This window comes from Xylophilus sp. GOD-11R (genome assembly GCF_033546935.1).
GTDB lineage: Bacteria > Pseudomonadota > Gammaproteobacteria > Burkholderiales > Burkholderiaceae_C > Xylophilus.
This window is the reverse complement of the sequence record NZ_CP137854.1, coordinates 2,793,901-2,816,232: the sequence shown is the minus strand read 5'-3', so window position 1 is coordinate 2,816,232 and position 22,332 is coordinate 2,793,901. Positions and strand designations below refer to the sequence as shown.

Below are 22,332 nucleotides of genomic sequence, written 5' to 3'. Positions count from 1 at the left end.
AGATTCATGTCCGCCATTTCCGATAATTTGAGCTTTCTCTCCGCTGGCGATGCCGACAGCGAGGTCGCCAAGCTCCGCATTCCACCGCATTCGATCGAATCGGAGTCCAGCGTGCTGGGCGGGCTGCTGCTGGACAACGGCGCCTGGGACCGCGTCGGCGACCTGCTCAAGGATGCGGACTTCTACCGCCATGAACATCGCCTGATTTTTTCAGCCATCGCGTCGCTGGTGAACGCCTCGAAGCCGGCCGACGTCATCACGGTCTTCGAGCAGCTGCAGACCATCGGCAAGGCCGAGGAGGTGGGTGGGCTTTCGTATCTGAACGCGCTGGCGCAATACGTGCCCAGCGCTGCCAACATTCGCCGCTATGCAGAAATCGTCCGCGAGCGCGGCATCCTGCGCAAGCTGATTACCGCCAGCGACGAGATCGCGACCCACGCCTTCAATCCGCAGGGCATGCCGGTCGCCAAGATTCTCGACCAGGCCGAACAGAAGATCTTCAACATCGGCGAGGAAGGCTCGCGGATGAAGCAGGGTTTCCAGAGCATGGACACGCTGGTCGTCGACCTGCTCGACCGTGTTCAGGAAATGGCCGACAACGCGAGCGACGTCACCGGCGTACCCACCGGCTTCATCGATCTCGACCGCATGACCTCCGGCCTGCAGGCGGGCGACATGGTGGTGCTGGCGGCGCGTCCGTCGATGGGCAAGACCGCTTTCGCAGTGAACATCGCCGAGCATGTGGCGTTGAACGAAGGCTTGCCGGTCGCCGTCTTCTCGATGGAAATGGGTGCCGCTCAGCTGGCGGTGCGTATCGTCGGCTCCATCGGTCGTATCGACCAGGGCCATCTGCGCACCGGCAAGCTGTCCGACGACGAATGGCCGCGGCTCACCGAGGCCATCGAGCGCCTGCGTACCGTGTCGCTGCACATCGATGAAACCCCCGGCCTCACGCCGAGCGAGCTGCGCGCCAACGCTCGCCGGCTGGCCCGTCAATGCGGCAAGCTCGGCCTGATCGTGGTCGACTACCTGCAGCTGATGAGCGGCTCCAATGCGTCGGGCTCGGACAACCGGGCGACCGAACTGGGCGAGATCTCCCGGGGATTGAAGATGCTGGCCAAGGAGCTGCAGTGCCCGGTGATCGCGCTGTCGCAGCTCAACCGAAGCGTGGAGCAGCGCACCGACAAGCGGCCGATGATGAGCGACCTGCGCGAATCCGGCGCCATCGAGCAGGACGCGGACATCATCATGTTCATCTACCGCGACGACTACTACAACAAGGACAGCAAGGAGCCGGGCGTGGCCGAGGTCATCATCGGCAAACAGCGAAACGGTCCCACCGGGACCGTCAAGCTGGCTTTCCTGAAACCGCTCACCCGCTTCGAAAGCCTGGCGGGTGGCGGCATGGACGAGTACTAGACCCGCGTTCTAGACCCGCATCGCCCAGACCACGAGCGACACCACGGCGACGAGCAGCACGCCACACACGGCGGTGAGCAGCTTGGCGCGCGCCCGCAGCGCCGCCAGGGTCTGCACCACCATCTCCTGCTGCTCGGCGAGCGAGGCCATCAATTCGGCGGACTCGCGCTGTTCCTTCTCGAGCACCTGCACCTTGCGGTGCAAGGCCTTCACCAAGGCGGCCAGTGCCTTCGGATCGCGACCATCCAGGGCTTCCGGCGTGAGCTCGTACTGCTCGCCCGCCGGCTTGGCTTCCTGCTTGCTCGATCGAAACAGCTGACGCGCCTGGCGCACCAGCTTGGGTGTCGACTTGAGCACATCGTCCCAAGGCACCAGCTTCAGCGCTGTGAGCCAGACCGACATGGTCAGAGTACCTCGCTGGCGAAGTCGGCCAGGCGCGAACGCTCGCCGCGCGCCAGGGTGATGTGGCCGCCATGCGGCCAGCCCTTGAACTTGTCGACCGCGAAGGTCAGGCCGGACGAGCCCTCGGTGAGGTAGGGCGTGTCGATCTGCGCGATGTTGCCCATGCAGATGATCTTGGTGCCGGGGCCGGCACGGGTGATCAGGGTCTTCATCTGCTTGGGCGTCAGGTTCTGGGCCTCGTCGATGATCACGTACTTGTTCAGGAAAGTGCGGCCGCGCATGAAGTTCAGGCTCTTGACCTTGATGCGGCTGCGGATGAGTTCGTTGGTGGCGGCGCGCCCCCATTCGCCGGCACCGCCGCCGTCGCCCTTGGCCAAAAACTCCAGGTTGTCGTCCAGGGCGCCCATCCAGGGACCCATCTTTTCCTCTTCGGTGCCAGGCAGGAAGCCGATGTCCTCGCCCACGCTCACGGTGGCGCGGGTCATGATGATTTCGGTGTAGCGGCGATCGTCCAGCACCTGGGTGAGGCCGGCGGCGAGCGCCATCAGCGTCTTGCCCGTGCCGGCGGTGCCGGTGAGGGTGACGAAGTCGACTTCCGGATCCATCAGCAGGTTCATCGCGAAGTTCTGTTCGCGGTTGCGGGTGTTGACGCCCCAGATGTTGTTCTTGGCTGAGCCGTAGTCCTTGAGTGTCTGCAGCACCGCCGTCTTTTCGCGGATTTCGGTGACGCGTGCGTACAGGCTGGTTTCGCCCGGCGCCTCGAAGTAGACGAACTGGTTCACCAGCAGGCTCGGCACCACCGGGCCGCTGATGCGGTAGTAGGTATGGCCGCCGCTCTGCCAGCTTTCGACGCTCTTGCCGTGGCGGCTCCAGAAATCGGCCGGCAGTGCCAGCGCGCCCGAGTACAGCAAGTCGCCGTCCTCGATCACCTTGTCATTCTGGTAGTCCTCGGCATCCAGGCCCAGCGCACGCGCCTTGACCCGCATGTTGATGTCCTTGGACACCAGCACGACCGGGCGGGGCGCCAGCTTGGCGCGCAGGGCGGCGACGACGCCCAGGATCTGGTTGTCGGCCTTGCCCTGGGGCAGGGCGGCGGGCAGCGGATGGTCCAGCGCCTCGGTCTGGAAGAAGAGGCTGCCGCCGGCTTCGCGATGGCCGGTGGTGTCGAGCTTCAGGCCGAGGGCGATGTCGGCACCTTGCGCACCTGCCAGCGCGTCGAGCGTGCGGCTGGTCTGGCGGCCGTTGCGGGCGACCTCGGTCATGCCCTTCTTATGGCCGTCGAGTTCTTCCAGCACGATCATCGGCAGGTAGATGTCATGTTCCTCGAAGCGGAACAGGCACATCGGGTCGTGCAGCAACACATTGGTGTCGAGCACGAAGAGCTTGCTGACGGTGTCGCCGGACTTGCGGTTCTTGCGGGTGCCGGTCGTAGCGGCCGGTGCAGCGACGACCGCAACTTCCTGCACGGTCGACTTGGCGTTGCGGCCACGACGCGGGGCGGGAGCGCGTGCCTGTACCGGCTCGGCGACCTTAGGGGCGGGCGCCAACGGTTCGGGCGCCGGCGCCTTGAACAACGATGCGACCTGCGCGCTTGCCGAAAGGAGTTCGGCGTCGGTGGTCTCGGCCGACGCAGCCGAGCGGCGCCGCTGTGTCGCGGGACGCAGCTTGGTCGGTACGGCGTGCAGCGCGACCGGCGCAGTGGGTGCAGTCTCGACCGGTGCGGATCGCCGCGCCGATGCCCGTCCCGACGATGTCGCCGGAAGGTCCGCGACATGGGCGGAATAGGCTTCAGGGGCCAGAACGGTAGCGCGCTTGTTGGGTGCGGGAGGCAGGGGCATGTGCTTTCAGCTCGCTGGGGAAGAATCGACCAAAACAAAAAAGCCGTCGGGGAAACCCGGACGGCTTTGGTGGTTGAGCGCGGAGGTGATGACCTGCAGCATGAATTCATTATGCACGACCGCCGAGGTGCGATCGCCGGGGTATCACGAGCCGTACGGAGCGGCCCCGGATCCCCCGAAAAACCGCGGGCGGTATCAGGCCGCCTGGCGGTTCAGATCCTTGACCGCAGTCAGGACCTCGTCGACGTGGCCGAGCACCTTGAGTCCACGCCACTCGGCGCGCAGCACGCCGTCGGGGCCGATCAGGAAGGTGCTGCGCTCGATGCCCTTGACCTTCTTGCCGTACATGATCTTGTTCTTGACCACACCGAACATGTGGCACATTTTTTCTTCGGTGTCGGCGATCAGCTCGAAGGGGAGCTCCACCTTGGCCTTGAATTCGTCGTGCGACTTCATGTTGTCGCGGGATACGCCAAAGACGATGGCGCCGGCCTTCACGAAATCCTTGTAGCGATCACGGAACTGCATCGCCTCCGTGGTGCAGCCCGGAGTGTTGTCCTTCGGGTAAAAATAAAGCACCACGGTCTGGCCGGCATGCGAGGTGTTGGTAACCTTGATGCCGTTCGTTGCGATTGCTTCAAATTCGGGAATGGGCTTGTTGACAACGATCGCCATGTGAGTTCTATTTCCTGTGACGGTGACTTGCCGCGGAAAGCCGACGCAGAACCACGGATCCGACCAGACTTCCACGTGCAAGCCCGGTAGATACGATGCCCTGCGCGGCAGCAATCCCTGATTTTATCATCGCGCGAGCGATGGCTCACGCGAGCCATCGAAAGTCCCCTCAAACGCGAGTCAGGTCAATCGGCTTCCAGCAACAGCGCCGCGACCACACGACGGCCTTCGCCGGCCAGGATGTTGTAGGTGCGACAAGCCGCGGCGGTGTCCATCGTCTCGAGTCCGACGCGTTTGGCGATCAGTGGCTTGAGCCAAGCGACAGGTGGGAAACGGTTGCGTTTTCCGCTGCCGAAAATCACCACTTCCGCATCCAGTTCGGCGAGCTTCGCGAAGTGCTCGGGGCTCAGTTCCTCGAAGCGCGTGCAGTTCCATTCGAAACGCTCACCCTGCGCACTGATGACAAGGCTGGCATGCGTCTTTTCACCTTCGATCGTCACCCACCCCGGACCGTAGCCGTTGATGGACTGGACGTCGAACTTGTCTGGTTGGAGTTTCATGGTGCAGACACTTGCAGGTAGGTGGCCGAAGGCGGAAGGGCGGCCACGGATCGCGGTCGTCGACTGTGGTCAAATTCTAGGTTTCCCCGCGTTTCGCCTGTCGTCGGAGGGACTTTGAAGGCAATCCAGAAATCCGCCAAGCTCGCCAATGTTCTGTATGACATCCGCGGCCCGATCATGGATCGAGCCCGCGAGATGGAGGACGAAGGCCAGAAGATCATCAAGCTGAACATCGGCAACCTCGCGCCTTTCGGGTTCGACGCGCCCGAGGAAGTGCAGCAGGACATGATCCGCAACCTGCCGAAATCGGCTGGCTACTCCGACAGCAAGGGCATCTTCGCGGCGCGCAAGGCGGTGATGCACTACACCCAGCAGCAAGGCGTGAAGGGCGTGACGCTGGACGACGTCTACCTGGGCAACGGCGCATCCGAGCTCATCGCGCTCGCGACCAACGCCTTGCTGGACAACGGCGACGAATTGCTGGTGCCCATGCCCGACTACCCGCTCTGGACCGCCTGCACCAGCCTCTCGGGCGGCACGCCGGTGCATTACCGTTGCGACGAGGCCAACGGCTGGATGCCCGATCTGGCGGACATCCGCGCAAAAATTACGCCCCGCACCAAGGGCATCGTCGTCATCAACCCCAACAACCCGACGGGCGCGCTGTATTCCGATGCCTTGTTGCAGAGCATTGTCGACATCGCGCGGGAACACAACCTGCTGATCCTCGCCGACGAGGTCTACGACAAGGTGCTCTACGACGACGTGCAGCACACGGCCATCGCTTCGCTCAGCGAAGACGTGGTCACCATCACCTTCAACTCGCTGTCCAAGAGCTATCGCTCCTGCGGCTACCGCGCCGGCTGGATGACCATATCGGGCGACAAGCGAGCAGCCGCCGACTACATCGAGGGCCTCAACATGCTCTCGAACATGCGCCTGTGCGCCAACGTGCCGGGCCAGTGGGCGATCCAGACCGCGCTCGGCGGCTACCAGAGCATCAACGAACTGGTCGGCCCGGGCGGGCGCCTGCGCCGCCAGCGCGACCTGGCCTACGAGCTCATCACCGCGATTCCCGGGGTCAGCTGCAACCGGCCGCAGGCAGCGCTCTACATGTTTCCCAGGCTCGATCCGGCGATGTACCCCATCGAGGACGACCGCCAGTTCTTCCTGGAACTGCTCAACGAAACCCGGGTGATGCTGGTGCAGGGCTCGGGCTTCAACTACCCGGGTAACCACCATTTCCGCATCGTCTTCCTGCCCCATGAAGACGATCTGCGCGAAGCCATCGCCCGCATCGCGCGCTTCCTCGACAGCTATCGCAGGCGCCACGCCTGAATCTTCCCGGCTCTCCCTTTTTCCTCGACAAGATTTTCATGAAACCGATTCAAGTAGGCCTGCTGGGCATCGGCACCGTCGGCAGCGGCACCTTCAACGTTCTGCAGCGCAACCAGGAAGAGATTCGCCGCCGCGCGGGTCGCGGCATCGCCATCACCATGGTGGCCGATCTCGACACCACCCGTGCTCGCGCCGCGGTGGGCGAGGGCGTGACGGTGGTGGACGACGCCCGCAAGGTGGTCGCCAATCCGGAGATCGACATCGTGGTCGAGCTCATTGGCGGCTACGGCATCGCCAGGCAACTGGTGCTCGAGGCCATCGAGGCCGGCAAGCACGTGGTGACCGCCAACAAGGCGCTGCTCGCGGTGCATGGGACCGAGATCTTCGCGGCGGCCCAGCGCAAGGGCGTCATGGTCGCCTTCGAGGCAGCGGTGGCTGGCGGCATCCCCATCATCAAGTCCCTGCGTGAAGGGTTGACCGCCAACCGTATCCAGTGGATCGCCGGCATCATCAACGGCACCACCAACTTCATCCTGTCGGAGATGCGGGACAAGGGCCTGGACTTCGACGTGGTGCTCCAGGAGGCGCAGCGCCTGGGCTACGCCGAAGCCGACCCGACCTTCGACATCGAAGGCGTGGATGCCGCGCACAAGGTCACGCTGATGTCGGCCATCGCCTTCGGTATTCCGGTGCAGTTCGACCGCGCCTACGTGGAGGGCATCACCCGCCTCGGCGCCGCCGACATCCGCTACGCCGAACAGCTCGGCTACCGCATCAAGCTGCTGGGCATCACCAAGCGCGTGGACTCCGGCGTCGAGCTGCGGGTGCATCCGAGCCTGGTGCCGGTCAAGCGCCTGCTTGCCAATGTCGAAGGCGCGATGAATGCGGTGATGGTGCAGGGCGACGCGGTCGGCACCACGCTCTACTACGGCAAGGGCGCCGGCAGCGAGCCGACGGCCAGCGCGGTCGTGGCCGACCTGGTCGATATCGCCCGCCTGCATACCGCCGACCCCGAGCATCGGGTGCCGCACCTGGCGTTCCAGCACGACGAGATGAGCGACCTGACCGTGCTCCCGATGAGCGAGGTCGTCACCAGCTACTACCTGCGCCTGCGGGTCGCCGACCAGACCGGCGTGCTCGCCACGGTGACCGGCCTGCTCGCCGGTGCCGGCATCGGCATCGACGCGGTGCTGCAACGCGAGTCCGACGACGTGGGCGAGGGCAGCCCGCAGACCGACCTGATCATCCTCACGCACGACACCCGCGAAGGCACGATGGACGCGACGCTGGCGCAGATGCAGGCGCTGCCGACCGTGCTGGCGCCCATCGTGCGTATCCGCAAGGAAGAGCTCGCCTGATCGGCCTCGGGCCAAACAACACCATGCTGTATCTCTCCACTCGCGGACATCCGGACCGCAAACGCTTCTGCGAAATCCTGCTCGAAGGCCTGGCGCCGGATGGCGGGCTGTACCTGCCCGAGTTCTACCCGCAGGTCGACAGCGCCACGCTCGAACAATGGCGCGCGGTGTATGCCCAGAAGGGCTACGCGGCGCTCGCCTTCGAAGTGCTCTCGCTGTACATCGACGACATTCCCGCCGAAGAATTGCAGGGCATTTGCGAGCGCACCTACACCCGGCAAGTGTTCGGCACCGACGAGATCGTGCCCTTGCGCGAACTCGAAGACCTGTTCTACCTCGAAGCCCTGTCCAACGGCCCCACGCTGGCCTTCAAGGACATGGCGATGCAGTTGCTGGGCAACCTGTTCGAATACGAACTGGCCCGCCGTGGTGAAGAGCTGAACATCCTCGGCGCCACCTCCGGCGACACCGGCAGCGCTGCCGAATACGCCATGCGGGGCAAACGCGGCGTGCGGGTCTTCATGACCAGCCCACGCGGCCGCATGAGCCCGTTCCAGCAGGCGCAGATGTTCAGCCTGCAGGACGCCAACATCCACAACCTCGCCATCGAAGGTGTGTTCGACGACTGCCAGGACATCGTCAAGGCCGTCTCCAACGACCTCGACTTCAAGCGTCGCTACCGGATCGGCACGGTCAACTCGATCAACTGGGCGCGTCTGCTGGCGCAGGTGGTGTATTACTTCGCCGGCTACTTCCAGGCGACGCACGCGACGCCGGTCGGCGGCAGCCCGTCGAAGGTGAGCTTCACGGTGCCCAGCGGCAACTTCGGCAACGTCTGCGCCGGTCACGTGGCCCGCATGATGGGTCTGCCGATCGAAAAACTCGTGGTCGCCACCAACGAGAACGACGTGCTCGACGAGTTCTTTCGCACCGGCATCTACCGGGTTCGCGGCAGCGCCGATACCCACGAAACGTCGAGCCCGTCCATGGATATTTCCAAGGCGAGCAACTTCGAACGTTTCGTCTTCGACCTGCTGGGCCGCGACGGCGCCGAAACCCGCCGCCTGTTCTCTGACGAGTTGGGCCGCAAGGGTTACTTCGCCCTCAATGAACACGGCTCTTTCGGCGACGCTTCCGGCAAATACGGATTCGCCAGCGGCCGCAGCAGCCACGCCGACCGGGTCGACACGATCCGCGAGACCTGGCAGCGTCACGCCACGATGATCGATCCGCACACTGCGGACGGCGTGAAGGTGGCGCGTCCGTTCGTGCAGCCGGGCATTCCGATGATCGTGCTGGAGACGGCATTGCCGATCAAGTTCGCAGCCACGATCGTCGAGGCGCTGGGCAAGGAGCCCGACCGACCATCGCGATTCGACGGCATCGAGGCGCTGCCCAAGCGGGTCACGATCCTGCCGTCCGACATGGCGGCGGTGCAGCAGTACATCGCCCAGCACTGCGCGTGAACGTCGTCGGTTTTGCCGGCTACTCCGGTGCGGGCAAGACGACGCTGATCGAAGCGGTGATCGCGCTGTTCGCGCAGGGCGGGGCGCGCATCGGGGTGGTCAAGCATGCGCACCATCGGTTCGACATCGACCACGAGGGCAAGGACAGCTGGCGGCATCGCAAGGCGGGTGCCACCGAAGTGCTGGTCGCCTCTGATCGTCGCCTGGCCCTGATGCGTGAATTTGCCGCGCCGCAGGAGTTGTCGGTGCATGCGCTGATCGCCGAACTCGACCCGACGCTCGACTGGGTGCTGGTGGAGGGTTTTCGTGGCGCCGATCTGCCGAAGATCGAAATCTGGCGGGCGCCGTCGCCCGATTTCAGCGGCCATCCTGCGCGTTACCCGGACGACGCCCAGGTGATCGCCATCTGCACCGATCAGGCAGATTCGCTGCCGGCGCCGAGCGCGCTGCCCGTGCTCGACTGGTCGCAGCCGGCAACGGTCGTGGCCTGGTTGCGCCAGAACGTCGAACTTTTCCGTTACACCCCGCCGTTGCCGGCCCGCTCGGGCTGAGGACAATCGGCCGATGCCAGCCTTTCCCATGAATGCTCCTGCCCAACCGGTTTCCGGCGGTGCGCCCCGCAAGGCGCTGACCGCGCTCGACGACGCCCTGGCCGAACTGCTCTCGCACGCGGTGCCCTGGTCGGGTGACGACGCCGTCGAAACCGTGTCCACCTTCGATGCCGATCGCCGCGTGCTGGCCGAGGACCTGGTCTCCGAACTGCAGGTGCCGCCGGCCGACAACAGCGCCATGGACGGCTATGCGGTTCGGCTGGCTGACGTCTCGGGCCCCGGCGCGATGCTGCCGGTGTCTCAACGTATCGCCGCTGGCCAGGCCCCCTCTTCGCTGGCTGCCGGCACCATCGCGCGCATCTTCACCGGCGCGTCGGTGCCCGCGGGTGCCGACGCCGTGCTGATGCAGGAACACTGCACTGTTCTGGATGATGGCCGTGTGCGGTTGGACCGCATGCCCGCACCGGGCGAGGCGATCCGCCGCGCCGGCGAGGACGTTGCGCGAGGTTCGATCGTGCTGGCCGCCGGTACCCGGCTCGGCCCGGCCGCCCTCGGCCTCGCCGCGAGCATCGGCCGTGCCAACGTGCGGGTGGCGCGTCGCCCACGCGTGGCGCTGTTCTCCACCGGTGACGAACTCGTCATGCCCGGGGAAAAGGCCCCGGCCGACATGCCGCCCGGCGCCATCTACAACTCCAACCGCTTCCTGCTGCGCAGCCTGCTCGAGCGCTGTGGCTGTACCGTGACCGACCTCGGCATCGTGCCCGACAGCTTCGACGCCACCGTCGCCGCGCTACGCACCGCCGCGTCCGGCCACGACCTGGTGCTGACCAGCGGCGGCGTCTCGGTCGGCGAAGAAGACCATGTGAAACCCGCGGTGCAGGCGCTCGGCGAACTCACGCTCTGGCAGATGGCGATGAAACCCGGCAAGCCATTTGCCTATGGGCGCGTGGCCGGCGCGCATTTCATCGGCTTGCCGGGCAATCCGGTGTCGAGTTTCGTTACCTTCCTGATGATGGTGCGGCCCTTTCTGCTGAAGCTGCAGGGCGCAAGCCGTATCGCGCCGGAGCCGCTGCCCACGCCTGCGCATTTCAGTTGGCCCAAGGCCGACCCACGGCGCGAATTTCTGCGCGTGGCACGCAACGCCCAGGGCGGACTCGAGTTGTTCGCCCACCAGGGCTCGGGTGTGCTGACCTCGATGGTCTGGGGCGACGGCCTGGTCGACAACCCGCCATCCACTCCGATCGCACCGGGCGACCTGGTGCGCTTCCTGCCGTTCTCGGAGTTGCTGTCGTGAGTCCGTCCAGCCAGCCCATCACCGTCGAGCTTCGTTATTTCGCCTCCGTCCGCGAGGCGGTCGGCGTCGGCAGCGAAACCCTGGTGACCGCCGCCCCGACCGCCGCCGCGCTGCGCGACGAACTCATCGCGCGCGGTGGCGCCTGGGCGAGCAGCCTTTCGCGCGATCGCGCCGTGCGCCTCGCCGTGAACCAGGTGCTCCAGCAGGACGAAAACGTCATGCTCGCATCGGGCACCGAGGTGGCTTTCTTTCCGCCGGTCACCGGAGGCTGAGCGGTGTTCACCTCGGCGATTCCCACGGCGCGCGTCAGCATCCAGGCGGAAGATTTCGATCTTTCCCACGAGATCGCCGCCCTGCGCGCAGGCGATGGCGGCGTGGGCGCGGTCTGCAGCTTCGTCGGTACCGTGCGCGATCGAAGCGGGCCGGGGCAGGTGTCTGCGATGGAGTTGGAGCACTACCCCGGCATGACCGAGAAGTCGATCGAAGCGATGATCGACGACGCCCATCGGCGCTTCGACATCCGCGCGGCGCGCGTCATTCACCGCATCGGCCTGCTCGCGCCGGGCGACCAGATCGTGCTGGTGGCGGTGACGTCGGCCCATCGAGGCGAATCGTTCCAGGCCTGCGAATTTCTGATGGACTACCTCAAGACGCGCGCGCCTTTTTGGAAGAAGGAAAGCACATCCGAGGGTGCGCAATGGGTCGACGCCCGCGTTTCGGACGACGAAGCCCTGGCGCGCTGGGGCCTCTGAACGCGAGCCTCAGGCGCTTTCCAGACCCAGCATGGTGCCGCGGCAGTTGCGGGCACCGCAGCGACAGGCGTAGTCCTCCGGTTTGGCGCTCGCATCGGCGGTGAGGCAGTAGTCGATGAAGAGTTCGTCACCGGCCTTCACGCGGCGCAAGGTCACGATGCGCACCGTCAGCAAACCGGCTTCGTCTTCTTCTTCCACCGCCTCGCAGTTCGGTGCGCAGGCATGGTTCAGGTGCCGGGTGGCGTTGCCGCCTTCGCCGCCGTCGATCGTGCTGCCGTCGGACAGGCCGAACAGATAGGTGAGCTTCTCGTCCCAGTCCACCCGGGCGATCTGGCGGGCCGTGTAGCGCCTTCCATCGTACAGACCGACGGTGGCGCCTTTGGGCAGGGCTTGCTGGGCGAATACGCCAAGGCCGTGGACGTCGCTATTGCGAACCTCGACGGAGGGCAGGGGATTGCAGACGCTGATACGCGGTTTGGGCATGTAGTGAATTTCCTGATTGGACACGCTTCCATTTGGGCCGTGGCGCTTCCTACAATGCTCCAGCTTCTGGAGCAAATGCGTGCAGCCTTCGAATTTTCACGCTCTCTTCGATCTCTCGCCCAATCCGTACCTGGTGATGACTCCGGACTTCCGGATTCTCGATGCCAATCAGGCCTATCTCGACGTCACTCACCGCACGATCGAGCAATTGCGCGGCCGCGATATTTTCGAGGCTTTCCCGGCGCGGGAGGACGGCAGCGAAGACGAGAGCTCGCTCATGTTGCGCGAATCCTTGCAGCGGGTGCTGCGCTACCGGCGGCGAGACGCCTTGCCGCTGATCCGCTACGGCGTGGGGCGCGACACGCCGCAAGGCCGGATCTTCGAAGAGCGTTTCTGGAGTGCGACGCATACGCCCATCTTCGACGAAGCGGGGGAGGTGGGCTGCATCCTCCAGCACACCGAGGACGTGACCGAACTCCATCGCCTTCGTTCGCGCCAGCACCGCGAAGAGGCCGACGCCGTGGTGCTGGAACACCGGGTGATCCAGCGGGTGGAGGCGGTGGAGCGTCGCAACCGCGCCTTGAGCGAGGAAGCGGCGGCGCTTCGGCAACTCTTCGAGCAGGCGCCCGGATTCATCTGTGTGCTGCGGGGTCCTCGCCATGTCTTCGAAATGGCCAACGAGGCCTACCTCTTGCTGATCGGACGACGCGACATCCTGGGGCGCTCGGTACGTGAAGTGCTGCCCGAACTCGAGGGGCAGTCGCTCGAAGGCGTGCTCGACCACATCTTCGCGACCGGCGAGCGTTTTGTCGGCCATGCGGAGCCGGTATCCCTGCGGCGGCAGAGTGGCGCGCCGCTGGAAGAGCGTTTCGTCGATCTGCTCTACCAGCCGGTCTTCGCACGTGACGGCTCGGTTTCGGGCATCTTCGTGCAGGGGCACGATGTCACGCAGCAGTGCCGCGCGCAGCGGGAGCTGCAATGCCACAAGGATCATCTCGAATCGCTGGTCGCCGAACGCACCGACGCCTTGCGTCGCGCCGAAGACGAGCGCCGGCTCGCCGAACATGCGCTGCTGCAGTCGCAGAAGATGGAAGCGCTGGGCAAGCTCACCGGCGGCGTGGCGCACGACTTCAACAACGTGCTGCAGGTGATCGCGAGCAACCTGCAACTGCTCAAGCAACTGGCCGCCGACGACGCGCGCAGTGCCCGCCGCATCCAGTCGGCCCTGGCCGGCGTGGACCGTGGCGCGCGGCTCGCCTCGCACTTGCTGGCCTTCGCCCGCAAACAGCCGCTGGCGCCGGTGGCCCTGCATCCCGGGCGGTTGCTGCGTGACATGGACGACATGCTGCGCCGCGCGCTCGGCGAGTCGGTCGAACTGGAGACGGTGCTCGGCGACGATTTGTGGAACACGCTGGTCGACCTGAATTTTCTGGAGAACGCGCTGCTCAACCTGGCGATCAATGCCCGGGACGCGATGCAAGGGCAGGGCCGGCTGACCATCGAGGCCCGCAACGTCACGCTGGACGAGTTCTATGCAGCGCGGCAACCCGATGTCAAGCCGGGGCAGTACGTGATGATCGCCGTGTCGGACACCGGCGCCGGCATGGCGCCCGCCACGATCGAACGCGCGTTCGAACCCTTCTTCACCACCAAGCCTGACGGCATGGGGACCGGCCTGGGCCTTTCGATGGTGTACGGCTTCGTCAAGCAAAGCGAAGGCCACATCGCCATCTACAGCAAGCCGGGCGAGGGCACGACGGTGCGCATGTATCTGCCTCGCTCCTTGCGGGCCGAACCGGTGGTGCGGATCGAGACGGCGGCCACCGCGGTCGGCGGCTCCGAGACCATTCTCGTGGTGGAAGACGACCCCGAGGTGCGCGAAGCGGTGGTGGACACCCTGTCCGCGCTCGGTTATCTGGTGCTCAAGGCTGGCGACGCCCTGAGCGCGCTGTCGGTGATCGAAAGCGGGGTGCGGGTCGATCTCCTCTTCACCGACGTGGTCATGCCGGGACCGCTGCGCAGTCCGGACCTGGCGATGAGGGCGCGCCAGCTGCAGCCCGATATCGAGGTGCTGTTCACCTCCGGTCATACCGAAAGCGCCATCGTCCATGGCGGCCGGCTCGATGTCGGCGTTGCGCTGCTCAGCAAGCCCTACCGTCAGGAGGAGCTCGCCGGCAAGATCCGCCACATGTTCAATAACCGGGAGCAGGTTTTTCAATTGCGCGCGGTGTTGCAGAAGAGTGTCCGCGTTCCCGTCCGGGCGAATCCTGACGCGTCCGAGCTTTTATGACAAAACGACAGAATGAATCCGATGGCGATGCCTATGCGCTCAGTCGTTTCCTCGCGGCTGTGGCGTTTCGCCGCCATTTGAACGGTGGCACAATGCCGCCCGTACCAAGGCCCTTCCCCAGCCACAGTCGCATCCGCCAATCGGTTCAGCCGTGTCGCGGAAGGTTTTAAACCAGCTCCGGTTTTCCAGAGGAAAACGAAAGTAGCGCCCCATGAGTGAGACATCCGTCTTCGCAGCCTATCAAGGCAACACCTACCTCTTCGGCGGTAACGCGCCCTATGTGGAGGAGATGTACGAAAACTACCTGGCCAATCCCGGCAGCGTGCCGGACAACTGGCGAGCGTATTTCGACGCATTGCAGAACGTACCCGCCGGCGACGGCAGCAACAGCCGCGACGTGCCCCACTTGCCGGTGGTCAACGCCTTCGCCGAGCGCGCCAAGCAGGGCGGCACCCGTGTCGTCGTGGCCAGCGGCGCCGACTCCGAACTCGGTCGCAAGCGCACCGCGGTCCAGCAGCTGATCGCGGCCTACCGCAACGTCGGCGTTCGCTGGGCCGACCTCGATCCGCTCAAGCGCACCGAGCGTCCGGCCATCCCGGAGCTGGAGCCGTCGTTCTACGGCTTCACCGATGCGGACCAGGAGACGGTGTTCAACACGAGCAACACCTTCTTCGGCAAGGACACCATGGCCTTGCGCGATCTGCTCAACGCCTTGCGTGAAACGTACTGCGGCACCGTCGGCGCCGAGTACATGCACACCACCGACCAGAACCAGAAGCGCTGGTGGCAGCAGAAGCTCGAGGCCAATCGCGCCACGCCGAGCTTCAACAACGACCAGAAGAAGCACATCCTCGGCCGCCTGACTGCCGCTGAAGGCCTGGAGCGCTTCCTGCACACCAAGTACGTCGGCCAGAAGCGTTTCTCGCTCGAAGGCGGCGAAAGCTTCATCGCCTCGATGGACGCGCTCATCCAGGACGCCGGCGCCAAGGGCGTGCAGGAAATCGTCATCGGCATGGCCCACCGCGGCCGCCTGAACGTGCTGGTGAACTCGCTGGGCAAGCTGCCTGCCGACCTGTTCGCCGAGTTCGACCACACTGCGCCGGAAGACCTGCCCTCGGGCGACGTGAAGTACCACCAGGGCTTCAGCTCCGACGTCTCCACCGCTGGCGGCCCGGTCCACCTGTCGCTGGCCTTCAACCCGTCGCACCTCGAAATCGTCAACCCGGTCGTCGAAGGCTCGGTGCGTGCCCGCATGGATCGCCGCGGCGACCCCGAAGGCAAGCAGGTGCTGCCGGTGCTGGTGCACGGCGACGCCGCCTTCGCCGGCCAGGGCGTCATCATGGAAACGCTGGCGCTGGCCGAAACCCGCGGCTACCACACCGGCGGCACGGTCCACATCGTCATCAACAACCAGATCGGCTTCACCACCAGCGACCCGCGCGACAGCCGCTCCACGCTGTATTGCACCGACATCGTCAAGATGATCGAGGCGCCGGTGCTGCACGTGAACGGCGACGACCCCGAAGCCGTGGTCATGGCCACCCAGCTGGCGCTCGAATTCCGCATGGAATTCGCCAAGGACGTTGTCATCGACATCATCTGTTTCCGCAAGCTGGGCCACAACGAGCAGGACACCCCCTCGCTCACCCAGCCGCTGATGTACAAGAAGATCGCCGCTCACCCCGGCACCCGTCGCATGTACGCCGACAAGCTGGCCGCGCAGGGCCTGGGCGACACGCTGGGCGACGACATGTCCAAGGCCTACCGTGCCGCCATGGAAGCCGGCAAGCACACGGTCGATCCGGTGCTGACCAACTTCAAGGGCAAGTACGCGGTCGACTGGAGCCCCTACCTCGGCAAGAAGTGGACCGACGCCGGTGACACCTCCATTCCGCACAGCGAATGGAAGCGCCTGTCGGAGAAGGTCACGACCATCCCCGCCAACGTCACGCCGCATCAGCTGGTGAAGAAGGTGTACGACGACCGCGCCGCCATGGGCCGGGGCGACGTCAACGTCGACTGGGGCATGGGTGAAACCATGGCCTACGCGTCGCTGGTGGCCAGCGGCTACCCGGTCCGCCTGTCCGGCGAGGATTGCGGCCGTGGCACCTTCACCCACCGCCATGCGGTCATCCATGACCAGAGCCGCGAGAAGTTCGACGAAGGCACCTACGTGCCGCTGGAACACGTGGCCGAGAACCAGGCGCCGTTCGTCGTCATCGACTCCATCCTGTCCGAAGAGGCCGTGCTCGGCTTCGAATACGGCTATGCGTCGAACGACCCCAACACCCTGGTGATCTGGGAAGCCCAGTTCGGCGACTTCGCCAACGGCGCCCAGGTGGTGATCGACCAGTTCATCGCGTCCGGCGAAGTGAAGTGGGGCCGCGTCAACGGCCTGACGCTGATGCTGCCGCACGGCTACGAAGGCCAGGGCCCGGAGCACAGCTCCGCACGCCTGGAGCGCTTCATGCAGCTGTCGGCCGACACCAACATGCAGGTGGTGCAACCCACCACCGCCAGCCAGATCTTTCACCTGCTGCGTCGTCAGATGGTGCGCAACCTGCGCAAGCCGCTGATCATCATGACGCCGAAGTCGCTGCTGCGTAACAAGGACGCCACCTCGCCGGTGTCCGAGTTCACCAACGGTGGTTTCCGCACGGTCATCGCCGAGAACCGGGAAGTCAAGGCCGAGAAGGTCAAGCGAGTGATCGCCTGCTCGGGCAAGGTCTACTACGACCTGGCAAAGCACCGCGAACAGAAGGGCGCCGACGACACCGTGATCCTGCGTGTCGAGCAGCTGTATCCGTTCCCGCACAAAGCCTTTGCCACCGAGCTCAAGAAGTACCCGAACGCGACCGACATCGTGTGGTGCCAGGACGAGCCGCAGAACCAGGGTGCCTGGTTCTTCGTGCAGCACTACATCCACGAGAACATGCTCGACGGCCAGAAGCTGGGTTACTCCGGCCGCGCGGCTTCGGCATCGCCCGCGGTCGGGTATTCGCACCTGCATCAGGAGCAGCAGAAGGCGCTGGTCGAAGGCGCTTTCGGCAAGCTCAAGGGCTTCGTGCTGACCAAGTAAGGCAACCTGGAAAAACAGCGGGATGCGCCCAGAGGCGACATCCTGCTTCTCGCTAGATAAATCGAAAGAATCCCATGGCCATTTTTGAAGTCAAAGTCCCCGAGCTCTCCGAATCCGTGGCCGAAGCCACCATGCTGAACTGGAAGAAGAAGGCCGGCGAAGCCGTTACCGCCGACGAAATCCTGATCGAGATCGAAACCGACAAGGTCGTGCTGGAAGTGCCGGCGCCTTCGTCCGGCGTGCTCACCGAACTGGTCGTGGGCGACGGTGGCACCGTGGTTTCCGGTCAGGTCATCGCCAAGATCGACAGCGCCGCGAGCGCCGGCGCTGCACCCGCTCCGGCTGCCGCCGCGCCTGCACCCACCGCCGCCGCACCGGCCCCGGCCGCTGCCGCACCCGCCGCCACCGGTGGCGCCAAGTCCGATGTCGCCATGCCCGCCGCTGCCAAGCTGCTGGCCGACAACAACCTGTCGACCGGCGATGTCTCCGGCTCCGGCCGGGACGGTCGCGTCACCAAGGGCGACGTGCTCTCTGCTGTCGCCTCGGGTACCAAGCCGGCCGCCGCTCCCGCGCCTGCCGCAGCGCCCAAGCCCGCACTGGCCCAGGTTTCGGCCCCCACTTCGGCCGACCTCGGCGAGCGTCCGGAACAACGCGTGCCGATGAGTCGCCTGCGCGCCCGCATCGCCGAACGCCTGCTGCAATCGCAGTCCACCAACGCCATCCTGACCACCTTCAACGAAGTCAACATGGCGCCGGTGATGGACCTGCGCAAGCGCTTCCAGGACAACTTCACCAAAGAACACGGCGTAAAGCTCGGCTTCATGAGCTTCTTCGTGAAGGCTGCGGTCCACGCCCTGAAGAAGTTCCCGGTGCTCAACGCTTCGGTCGACGGCAACGACATCCTCTACCACGGCTACTTCGACATTGGCATCGCCGTCGGTTCGCCGCGCGGCCTGGTCGTGCCCATCCTGCGCAACGCCGACCAGATGAGCTTCGCCGACATCGAGAAGAAGATCGCTGAATTCGGCAAGAAGGCCCAGGAAGGCAAGCTCGGCATCGACGACATGACCGGCGGTACCTTCTCCATCTCCAATGGCGGGACCTTCGGCTCGATGATGTCCACCCCCATCATCAACCCGCCGCAGTCGGCCATCCTCGGGGTGCACGCCACCAAGGATCGTGCCGTGGTCGAGAACGGCCAGGTCGTGGTGCGTCCGATGAACTACCTGGCGATGTCCTACGACCACCGCATCATCGACGGCCGCGAAGCCGTCCTGGGCCTGGTCGCCATGAAGGATGCGCTGGAAGACCCGGCTCGCCTGCTGTTTGATATTTGACCACCCCCAGGCTTCGCGCACTTCGTGTCGCTTCGCCTACCCCCTGCGAGGGGGCGGCACTGGCAGCCCGGCAAAGCCGGCCTGCTGTGCCCCACATCAGGCCTAGCTTCGCTCGCCCGTGGGTCCGGACACCGGATCGGCGGGCTTTTTTGAAGGAATCTCCATGTCCCAACAATTCGACGTCATCGTCATCGGCGGCGGCCCCGGCGGCTACATCGCTGCCATTCGTGCCGCGCAACTTGGCTTCAAGGTCGCGGCCATCGACGAATGGAAGAACGCGGCCGGCGGCCCGGCTCCCGGCGGCACCTGCACCAATGTCGGCTGCATTCCGTCCAAGGCGCTGCTGCAGTCTTCCGAGCATTTCGAGTTCTCGCACAAGCACCTGGCCGAACACGGCGTGAAGGTGTCGGGCGTCGAGCTCGACCTGCCCACGCTGCTCGGCCGCAAGGACACCGTCGTCAAGCAGAACAACGACGGCATCCTGTACCTGTTCAAGAAGAACAAGATCAGCTTCTTCCACGGTCGCGGCTCCTTCGTATCCGCCTCCGACGCTGGTTATGAAATCAAGGTTTCCGGCGCCAAGGAAGAGACCCTGAGCGCCAAGCAGGTCGTGCTGGCCACCGGCTCCAACGCCCGTGCGCTGCCCGGCACGCCGTTCGACGAAGTCAACGTGCTGTCCAACGACGGCGCGCTGCGCCTGGGTGGCGTGCCCAAGAAGCTCGCCCTGATCGGCTCCGGTGTGATCGGCCTCGAGATGGGCTCGGTCTGGCGCCGCCTGGGTGCCGAAGTCACCATCCTGGAAGGCCTGCCGACTTTCCTGGGCGCGGTCGACCAGCAGGTCGCCAAGGAAGCCAAGAAGGCTTTCGACAAGCAGGGCCTGAAGATCAACCTCGGCGTGAAGGTCGGCGAGATCAAGGCGTCCGACGCCGGCGTCTCCATCGCCTACACCGACGCCAAGGGCGAAGCCCAGACGCTCGAGGCCGACAAGCTCATCGTCTCCATCGGCCGCGTGCCCAACACCATCGGCCTGAACGCCGAAGGCGTTGGCCTGGCGCTCGACGAGCGCGGCGCGATCGTGGTCGACGCCGACTGCAAGACCAACCTGCCGGGCGTGTGGGCCATCGGCGACGTGGTGCGCGGCCCGATGCTGGCGCACAAGGCCGAGGAAGAGGGCGTGGCGGTCGCCGAGCGCATGGCCGGCCAGCACGGCCATGTCAACTTCGACACGATTCCCTGGGTCATCTACACCAGCCCCGAGATCGCCTGGGTCGGCAAGACCGAAGAGCAGCTCAAGGCCGACGGCCGGGCCTACAAGGCGGGCTCGTTCCCGTTCCTGGCCAACGGCCGCGCCCGTGCGCTGGGCGACACCACCGGCTTCGTGAAGTTCATCGCCGACGCCGCCACCGACGAGATCCTGGGCGTGCACATCGTCGGCCCGTCGGCCAGCGAACTGATCTCCGAAGCCGTCGTGGCCATGGAGTTCAAAGCGAGCGCAGAAGACATCGCGCGCATCTGCCACGCGCATCCTTCGCTGTCCGAGGCGACCAAGGAAGCGGCGCTGGCGGTCGACAAGCGCACGCTGAACTTCTAAGCGCGTGGACGTCCGCGAAGCCTACGAGGCAGAACTCAAGCAGCGGGGATTCGTGGCCGATCCGGCCCAGTTGCGCGCCGTCGAGGCGCTGCAACGCTGTGCCGACGAATGGACCGCGTTCGACGAGAAGCGCGGCAGCGCGCTGCGCCGCCTCTTCGGCGGCAAGCCGGAAATTCCGCGCGGCGTTTACATGTACGGCGGGGTAGGGCGGGGCAAGAGCTTCCTGATGGACTGCTTCTTCAACGCCGTGCCGATCGAACGCAAGGTCCGGCTGCACTTCCACGAATTCATGCGGGAAGTGCACCGCGAACTCACCGGCCTGCAAGGGCTGCAGAACCCGCTGGACGAACTCGGCAAACGCATGGCCGAGCGCTACCAGCTCATCTGCTTCGACGAGTTCCACGTCGCCGACATCACCGACGCCATGATCCTGCACCGCCTGCTGGTGGCGCTGTTCGACAACAACGTGGGCTTCGTCACCACGTCCAACTTCAAACCCGACGGGCTGTACCCCGACGGTCTGCACCGCGACCGCATCCTGCCGGCCATCGCGCTGCTCAATCAGCGCATGGAAGTCGTCAATGTCGACAACGGCACCGACTACCGTCGCCGCACGCTCGAGAAACTCAAGCTCTATCACACGCCGCTCGGCCAGGAGGCCGACGCCGAGATGGACGACGCCTTCAATCACCTTGCCGAAAAGCAGGACGAAAGCCCGGTGCTGACCATCGAGGCGCGGCAGATCGAAGCCCGGCGGCGTGCCGGCGGCGTGGTGTGGTTCGATTTCCGCACGCTGTGCGGCGGGCCACGCTCGCAGAACGACTACCTGGAAATCGCCACGCAGTTCCATACGCTGCTGCTGTCGAACGTGCCGCACATGCCGGTGCGCATGGCCTCCGAGGCGCGACGCTTCACCTGGCTGATCGACGTCTTGTACGACCGCCGGGTCAAGCTCATCATCTCGGCCGCGGTGCCGCCCGAGGAGCTCTACACCGAAGGGCCGCTGGCCCATGAGTTCCCGCGCACGGTGTCGCGGCTGACCGAGATGCAGTCGGCTGAGTTCCTGGCCCTCGAGCGTCGCGTGGTCGATACTGCCATTACATGAAATTCACGCGTTTTCTAGCCGGGCTCGGCCTTGCCGCAGTGCTGGCAGGCTGCGGCCACACCAATTTTCCCGAGATTCCCACGGGATTGCGGCCCCGTGCCGAACCGATACAGCCTGAGGAGGCCGCCCGGCTGACGGCCGAAATCGAAGCTGAGCGCGCGCGCCTGCTGGCCGAACAGACGGTGCAGGAGGCTGCCTGCTACCAGAACTTCATCGTCAATTCCTGCCTGCTGGAAGTGCGGGGGCGCTATCGCCCCATGCTGAATGCGCTCAACCGCCGTGACGTGGATGTGCGTGCCGGGGAGCGCGAGCGCGAGGAGCGGGTCCGGCTGGCGCGTGTCGAGGACCAACGCCGCCAGTCCGAAGCCGACCATGCACGTGCTGCCGAGCGTGCGGCGTCCGCGGTGCCGTTGGAGCAGCGGCAGGCCGACCTCGACCGCCGCAATGCCGACCGCGCCGCGTCGCGGCCTGCCGATGCAGCACGCGCGCAGGCCAATCGAAACAGCACCCTGGAAGCCCACGACAAAGCGGTGGCCGAACAGGCCCAGCGCGCGGCGAATGCGCCCGCCGAGCGTGCGCGCTACGAGGCACGACAGAAAGAAGCGGCGGAGCGCAAGGCGGCCCTGGCTCGACGTCAGGCCGACCGCGCGACCAAGCCTCCGGTCGAGCCGCTGCCTGCCACGCCGGGGCCGGCTTCTCCGCCGGTGCAAACGCCCACGCGTCCCTGAAATCGGTCTGTTCGCCGCGTATGTCGGCGAAGAGGAGACCGGGCGGATGGGCAGATGGGCGCGCGC

The 22,332-nt window shown here is 65.4% G+C and carries 19 protein-coding genes; 14 read left to right on the top strand and 5 right to left on the bottom strand.

What is annotated here, in order from left to right; translation table 11 throughout:
• The first annotated feature begins 6 nt into the window (after positions 1–6).
• Positions 7–1,419: a replicative DNA helicase gene (gene dnaB / locus R9X41_RS13175; protein ID WP_318630910.1), complete on the top strand. Its 1,413-nt coding sequence runs from the start codon at positions 7–9 to the stop codon at positions 1,417–1,419.
• A 9-nt stretch (positions 1,420–1,428) separates the two neighbouring features.
• Here dnaB and R9X41_RS13170 read toward each other — a convergent pair whose 3' ends face one another.
• The 4 genes from R9X41_RS13170 to R9X41_RS13155 all read right to left on the bottom strand — a co-directional run bounded on the left by R9X41_RS13170 (position 1,429) and on the right by R9X41_RS13155 (position 4,894).
• The gene (locus R9X41_RS13170) at positions 1,429–1,821 is read right to left on the bottom strand and encodes a hypothetical protein (RefSeq protein ID WP_318630909.1); all 393 of its coding nucleotides are present in this window, start codon (positions 1,819–1,821) and stop codon (positions 1,429–1,431) included.
• Positions 1,822–1,823: 2 nt separating this feature from the next.
• Complete coding sequence (locus tag R9X41_RS13165; RefSeq protein ID WP_318630908.1) at positions 1,824–3,659, bottom strand: PhoH family protein; 1,836 nt, start codon at positions 3,657–3,659, stop codon at positions 1,824–1,826.
• A 195-nt stretch (positions 3,660–3,854) separates the two neighbouring features.
• Positions 3,855–4,334, bottom strand: coding sequence for a peroxiredoxin (locus R9X41_RS13160; RefSeq protein ID WP_318630907.1), 480 nt, complete (start codon positions 4,332–4,334; stop codon positions 3,855–3,857).
• A gap of 185 nt (positions 4,335–4,519) precedes the next feature.
• Positions 4,520–4,894: an Mth938-like domain-containing protein gene (locus tag R9X41_RS13155; RefSeq protein WP_318630906.1), complete on the bottom strand. Its 375-nt coding sequence runs from the start codon at positions 4,892–4,894 to the stop codon at positions 4,520–4,522.
• A gap of 114 nt (positions 4,895–5,008) precedes the next feature.
• On the opposite strand from R9X41_RS13155, the gene R9X41_RS13150 reads away from it, so the two are divergent.
• The 7 genes from R9X41_RS13150 to R9X41_RS13120 are packed head-to-tail and all read left to right on the top strand — an operon-like array spanning position 5,009 to position 11,653.
• Entirely contained in the window at positions 5,009–6,232 is a 1,224-nt protein-coding gene (locus R9X41_RS13150; RefSeq protein ID WP_318630905.1) for a pyridoxal phosphate-dependent aminotransferase, read from the top strand.
• 38 nt (positions 6,233–6,270) lie between these two features.
• Positions 6,271–7,590, top strand: a complete 1,320-nt coding sequence (locus R9X41_RS13145) for a homoserine dehydrogenase (protein ID WP_318630904.1) — start codon at positions 6,271–6,273, stop codon at positions 7,588–7,590.
• Between the two features lie 23 nt (positions 7,591–7,613).
• A complete protein-coding gene (gene thrC / locus R9X41_RS13140) occupies positions 7,614–9,056 on the top strand; it encodes a threonine synthase (protein WP_318630903.1) in 1,443 nt (480 codons plus the stop codon).
• The gene (gene mobB / locus R9X41_RS13135; protein ID WP_318630902.1) at positions 9,053–9,607 is read left to right on the top strand and encodes a molybdopterin-guanine dinucleotide biosynthesis protein B; all 555 of its coding nucleotides are present in this window, start codon (positions 9,053–9,055) and stop codon (positions 9,605–9,607) included. Before thrC ends, mobB begins: the two co-directional genes overlap by 4 nt.
• A 13-nt stretch (positions 9,608–9,620) precedes the next feature.
• The gene (gene glp / locus R9X41_RS13130; protein WP_412556601.1) at positions 9,621–10,901 is read left to right on the top strand and encodes a molybdopterin molybdotransferase MoeA; all 1,281 of its coding nucleotides are present in this window, start codon (positions 9,621–9,623) and stop codon (positions 10,899–10,901) included.
• Entirely contained in the window at positions 10,898–11,173 is a 276-nt protein-coding gene (locus tag R9X41_RS13125; RefSeq protein ID WP_412556600.1) for a MoaD/ThiS family protein, read from the top strand. Before glp ends, R9X41_RS13125 begins: the two co-directional genes overlap by 4 nt.
• 18 nt (positions 11,174–11,191) lie before the next feature.
• Positions 11,192–11,653, top strand: coding sequence for a molybdenum cofactor biosynthesis protein MoaE (locus tag R9X41_RS13120; RefSeq protein WP_318635225.1), 462 nt, complete (start codon positions 11,192–11,194; stop codon positions 11,651–11,653).
• A gap of 9 nt (positions 11,654–11,662) precedes the next feature.
• Here R9X41_RS13120 and R9X41_RS13115 read toward each other — a convergent pair whose 3' ends face one another.
• Positions 11,663–12,136: an SET domain-containing protein gene (locus R9X41_RS13115; protein ID WP_318630901.1), complete on the bottom strand. Its 474-nt coding sequence runs from the start codon at positions 12,134–12,136 to the stop codon at positions 11,663–11,665.
• A 79-nt stretch (positions 12,137–12,215) separates the two neighbouring features.
• On the opposite strand from R9X41_RS13115, the gene R9X41_RS13110 reads away from it, so the two are divergent.
• From R9X41_RS13110 to R9X41_RS13085, 6 genes are all read left to right on the top strand, one after another.
• The gene (locus R9X41_RS13110) at positions 12,216–14,426 is read left to right on the top strand and encodes a PAS domain-containing protein (protein ID WP_318630900.1); all 2,211 of its coding nucleotides are present in this window, start codon (positions 12,216–12,218) and stop codon (positions 14,424–14,426) included.
• Between the two features lie 211 nt (positions 14,427–14,637).
• Entirely contained in the window at positions 14,638–17,505 is a 2,868-nt protein-coding gene (locus R9X41_RS13105; protein WP_318630899.1) for a 2-oxoglutarate dehydrogenase E1 component, read from the top strand.
• Positions 17,506–17,579: 74 nt separating this feature from the next.
• Positions 17,580–18,842: a 2-oxoglutarate dehydrogenase complex dihydrolipoyllysine-residue succinyltransferase gene (gene odhB / locus R9X41_RS13100; RefSeq protein ID WP_318630898.1), complete on the top strand. Its 1,263-nt coding sequence runs from the start codon at positions 17,580–17,582 to the stop codon at positions 18,840–18,842.
• 163 nt (positions 18,843–19,005) lie between these two features.
• A complete protein-coding gene (gene lpdA / locus R9X41_RS13095; protein WP_318630897.1) occupies positions 19,006–20,433 on the top strand; it encodes a dihydrolipoyl dehydrogenase in 1,428 nt (475 codons plus the stop codon).
• A gap of 4 nt (positions 20,434–20,437) precedes the next feature.
• Positions 20,438–21,538, top strand: a complete 1,101-nt coding sequence (zapE, locus tag R9X41_RS13090) for a cell division protein ZapE (protein ID WP_318630896.1) — start codon at positions 20,438–20,440, stop codon at positions 21,536–21,538.
• Positions 21,535–22,266, top strand: coding sequence for a hypothetical protein (locus R9X41_RS13085; protein WP_318630895.1), 732 nt, complete (start codon positions 21,535–21,537; stop codon positions 22,264–22,266). The genes zapE and R9X41_RS13085 overlap by 4 nt, the downstream gene beginning before the upstream one ends.
• Positions 22,267–22,332 lie beyond the last annotated feature (66 nt).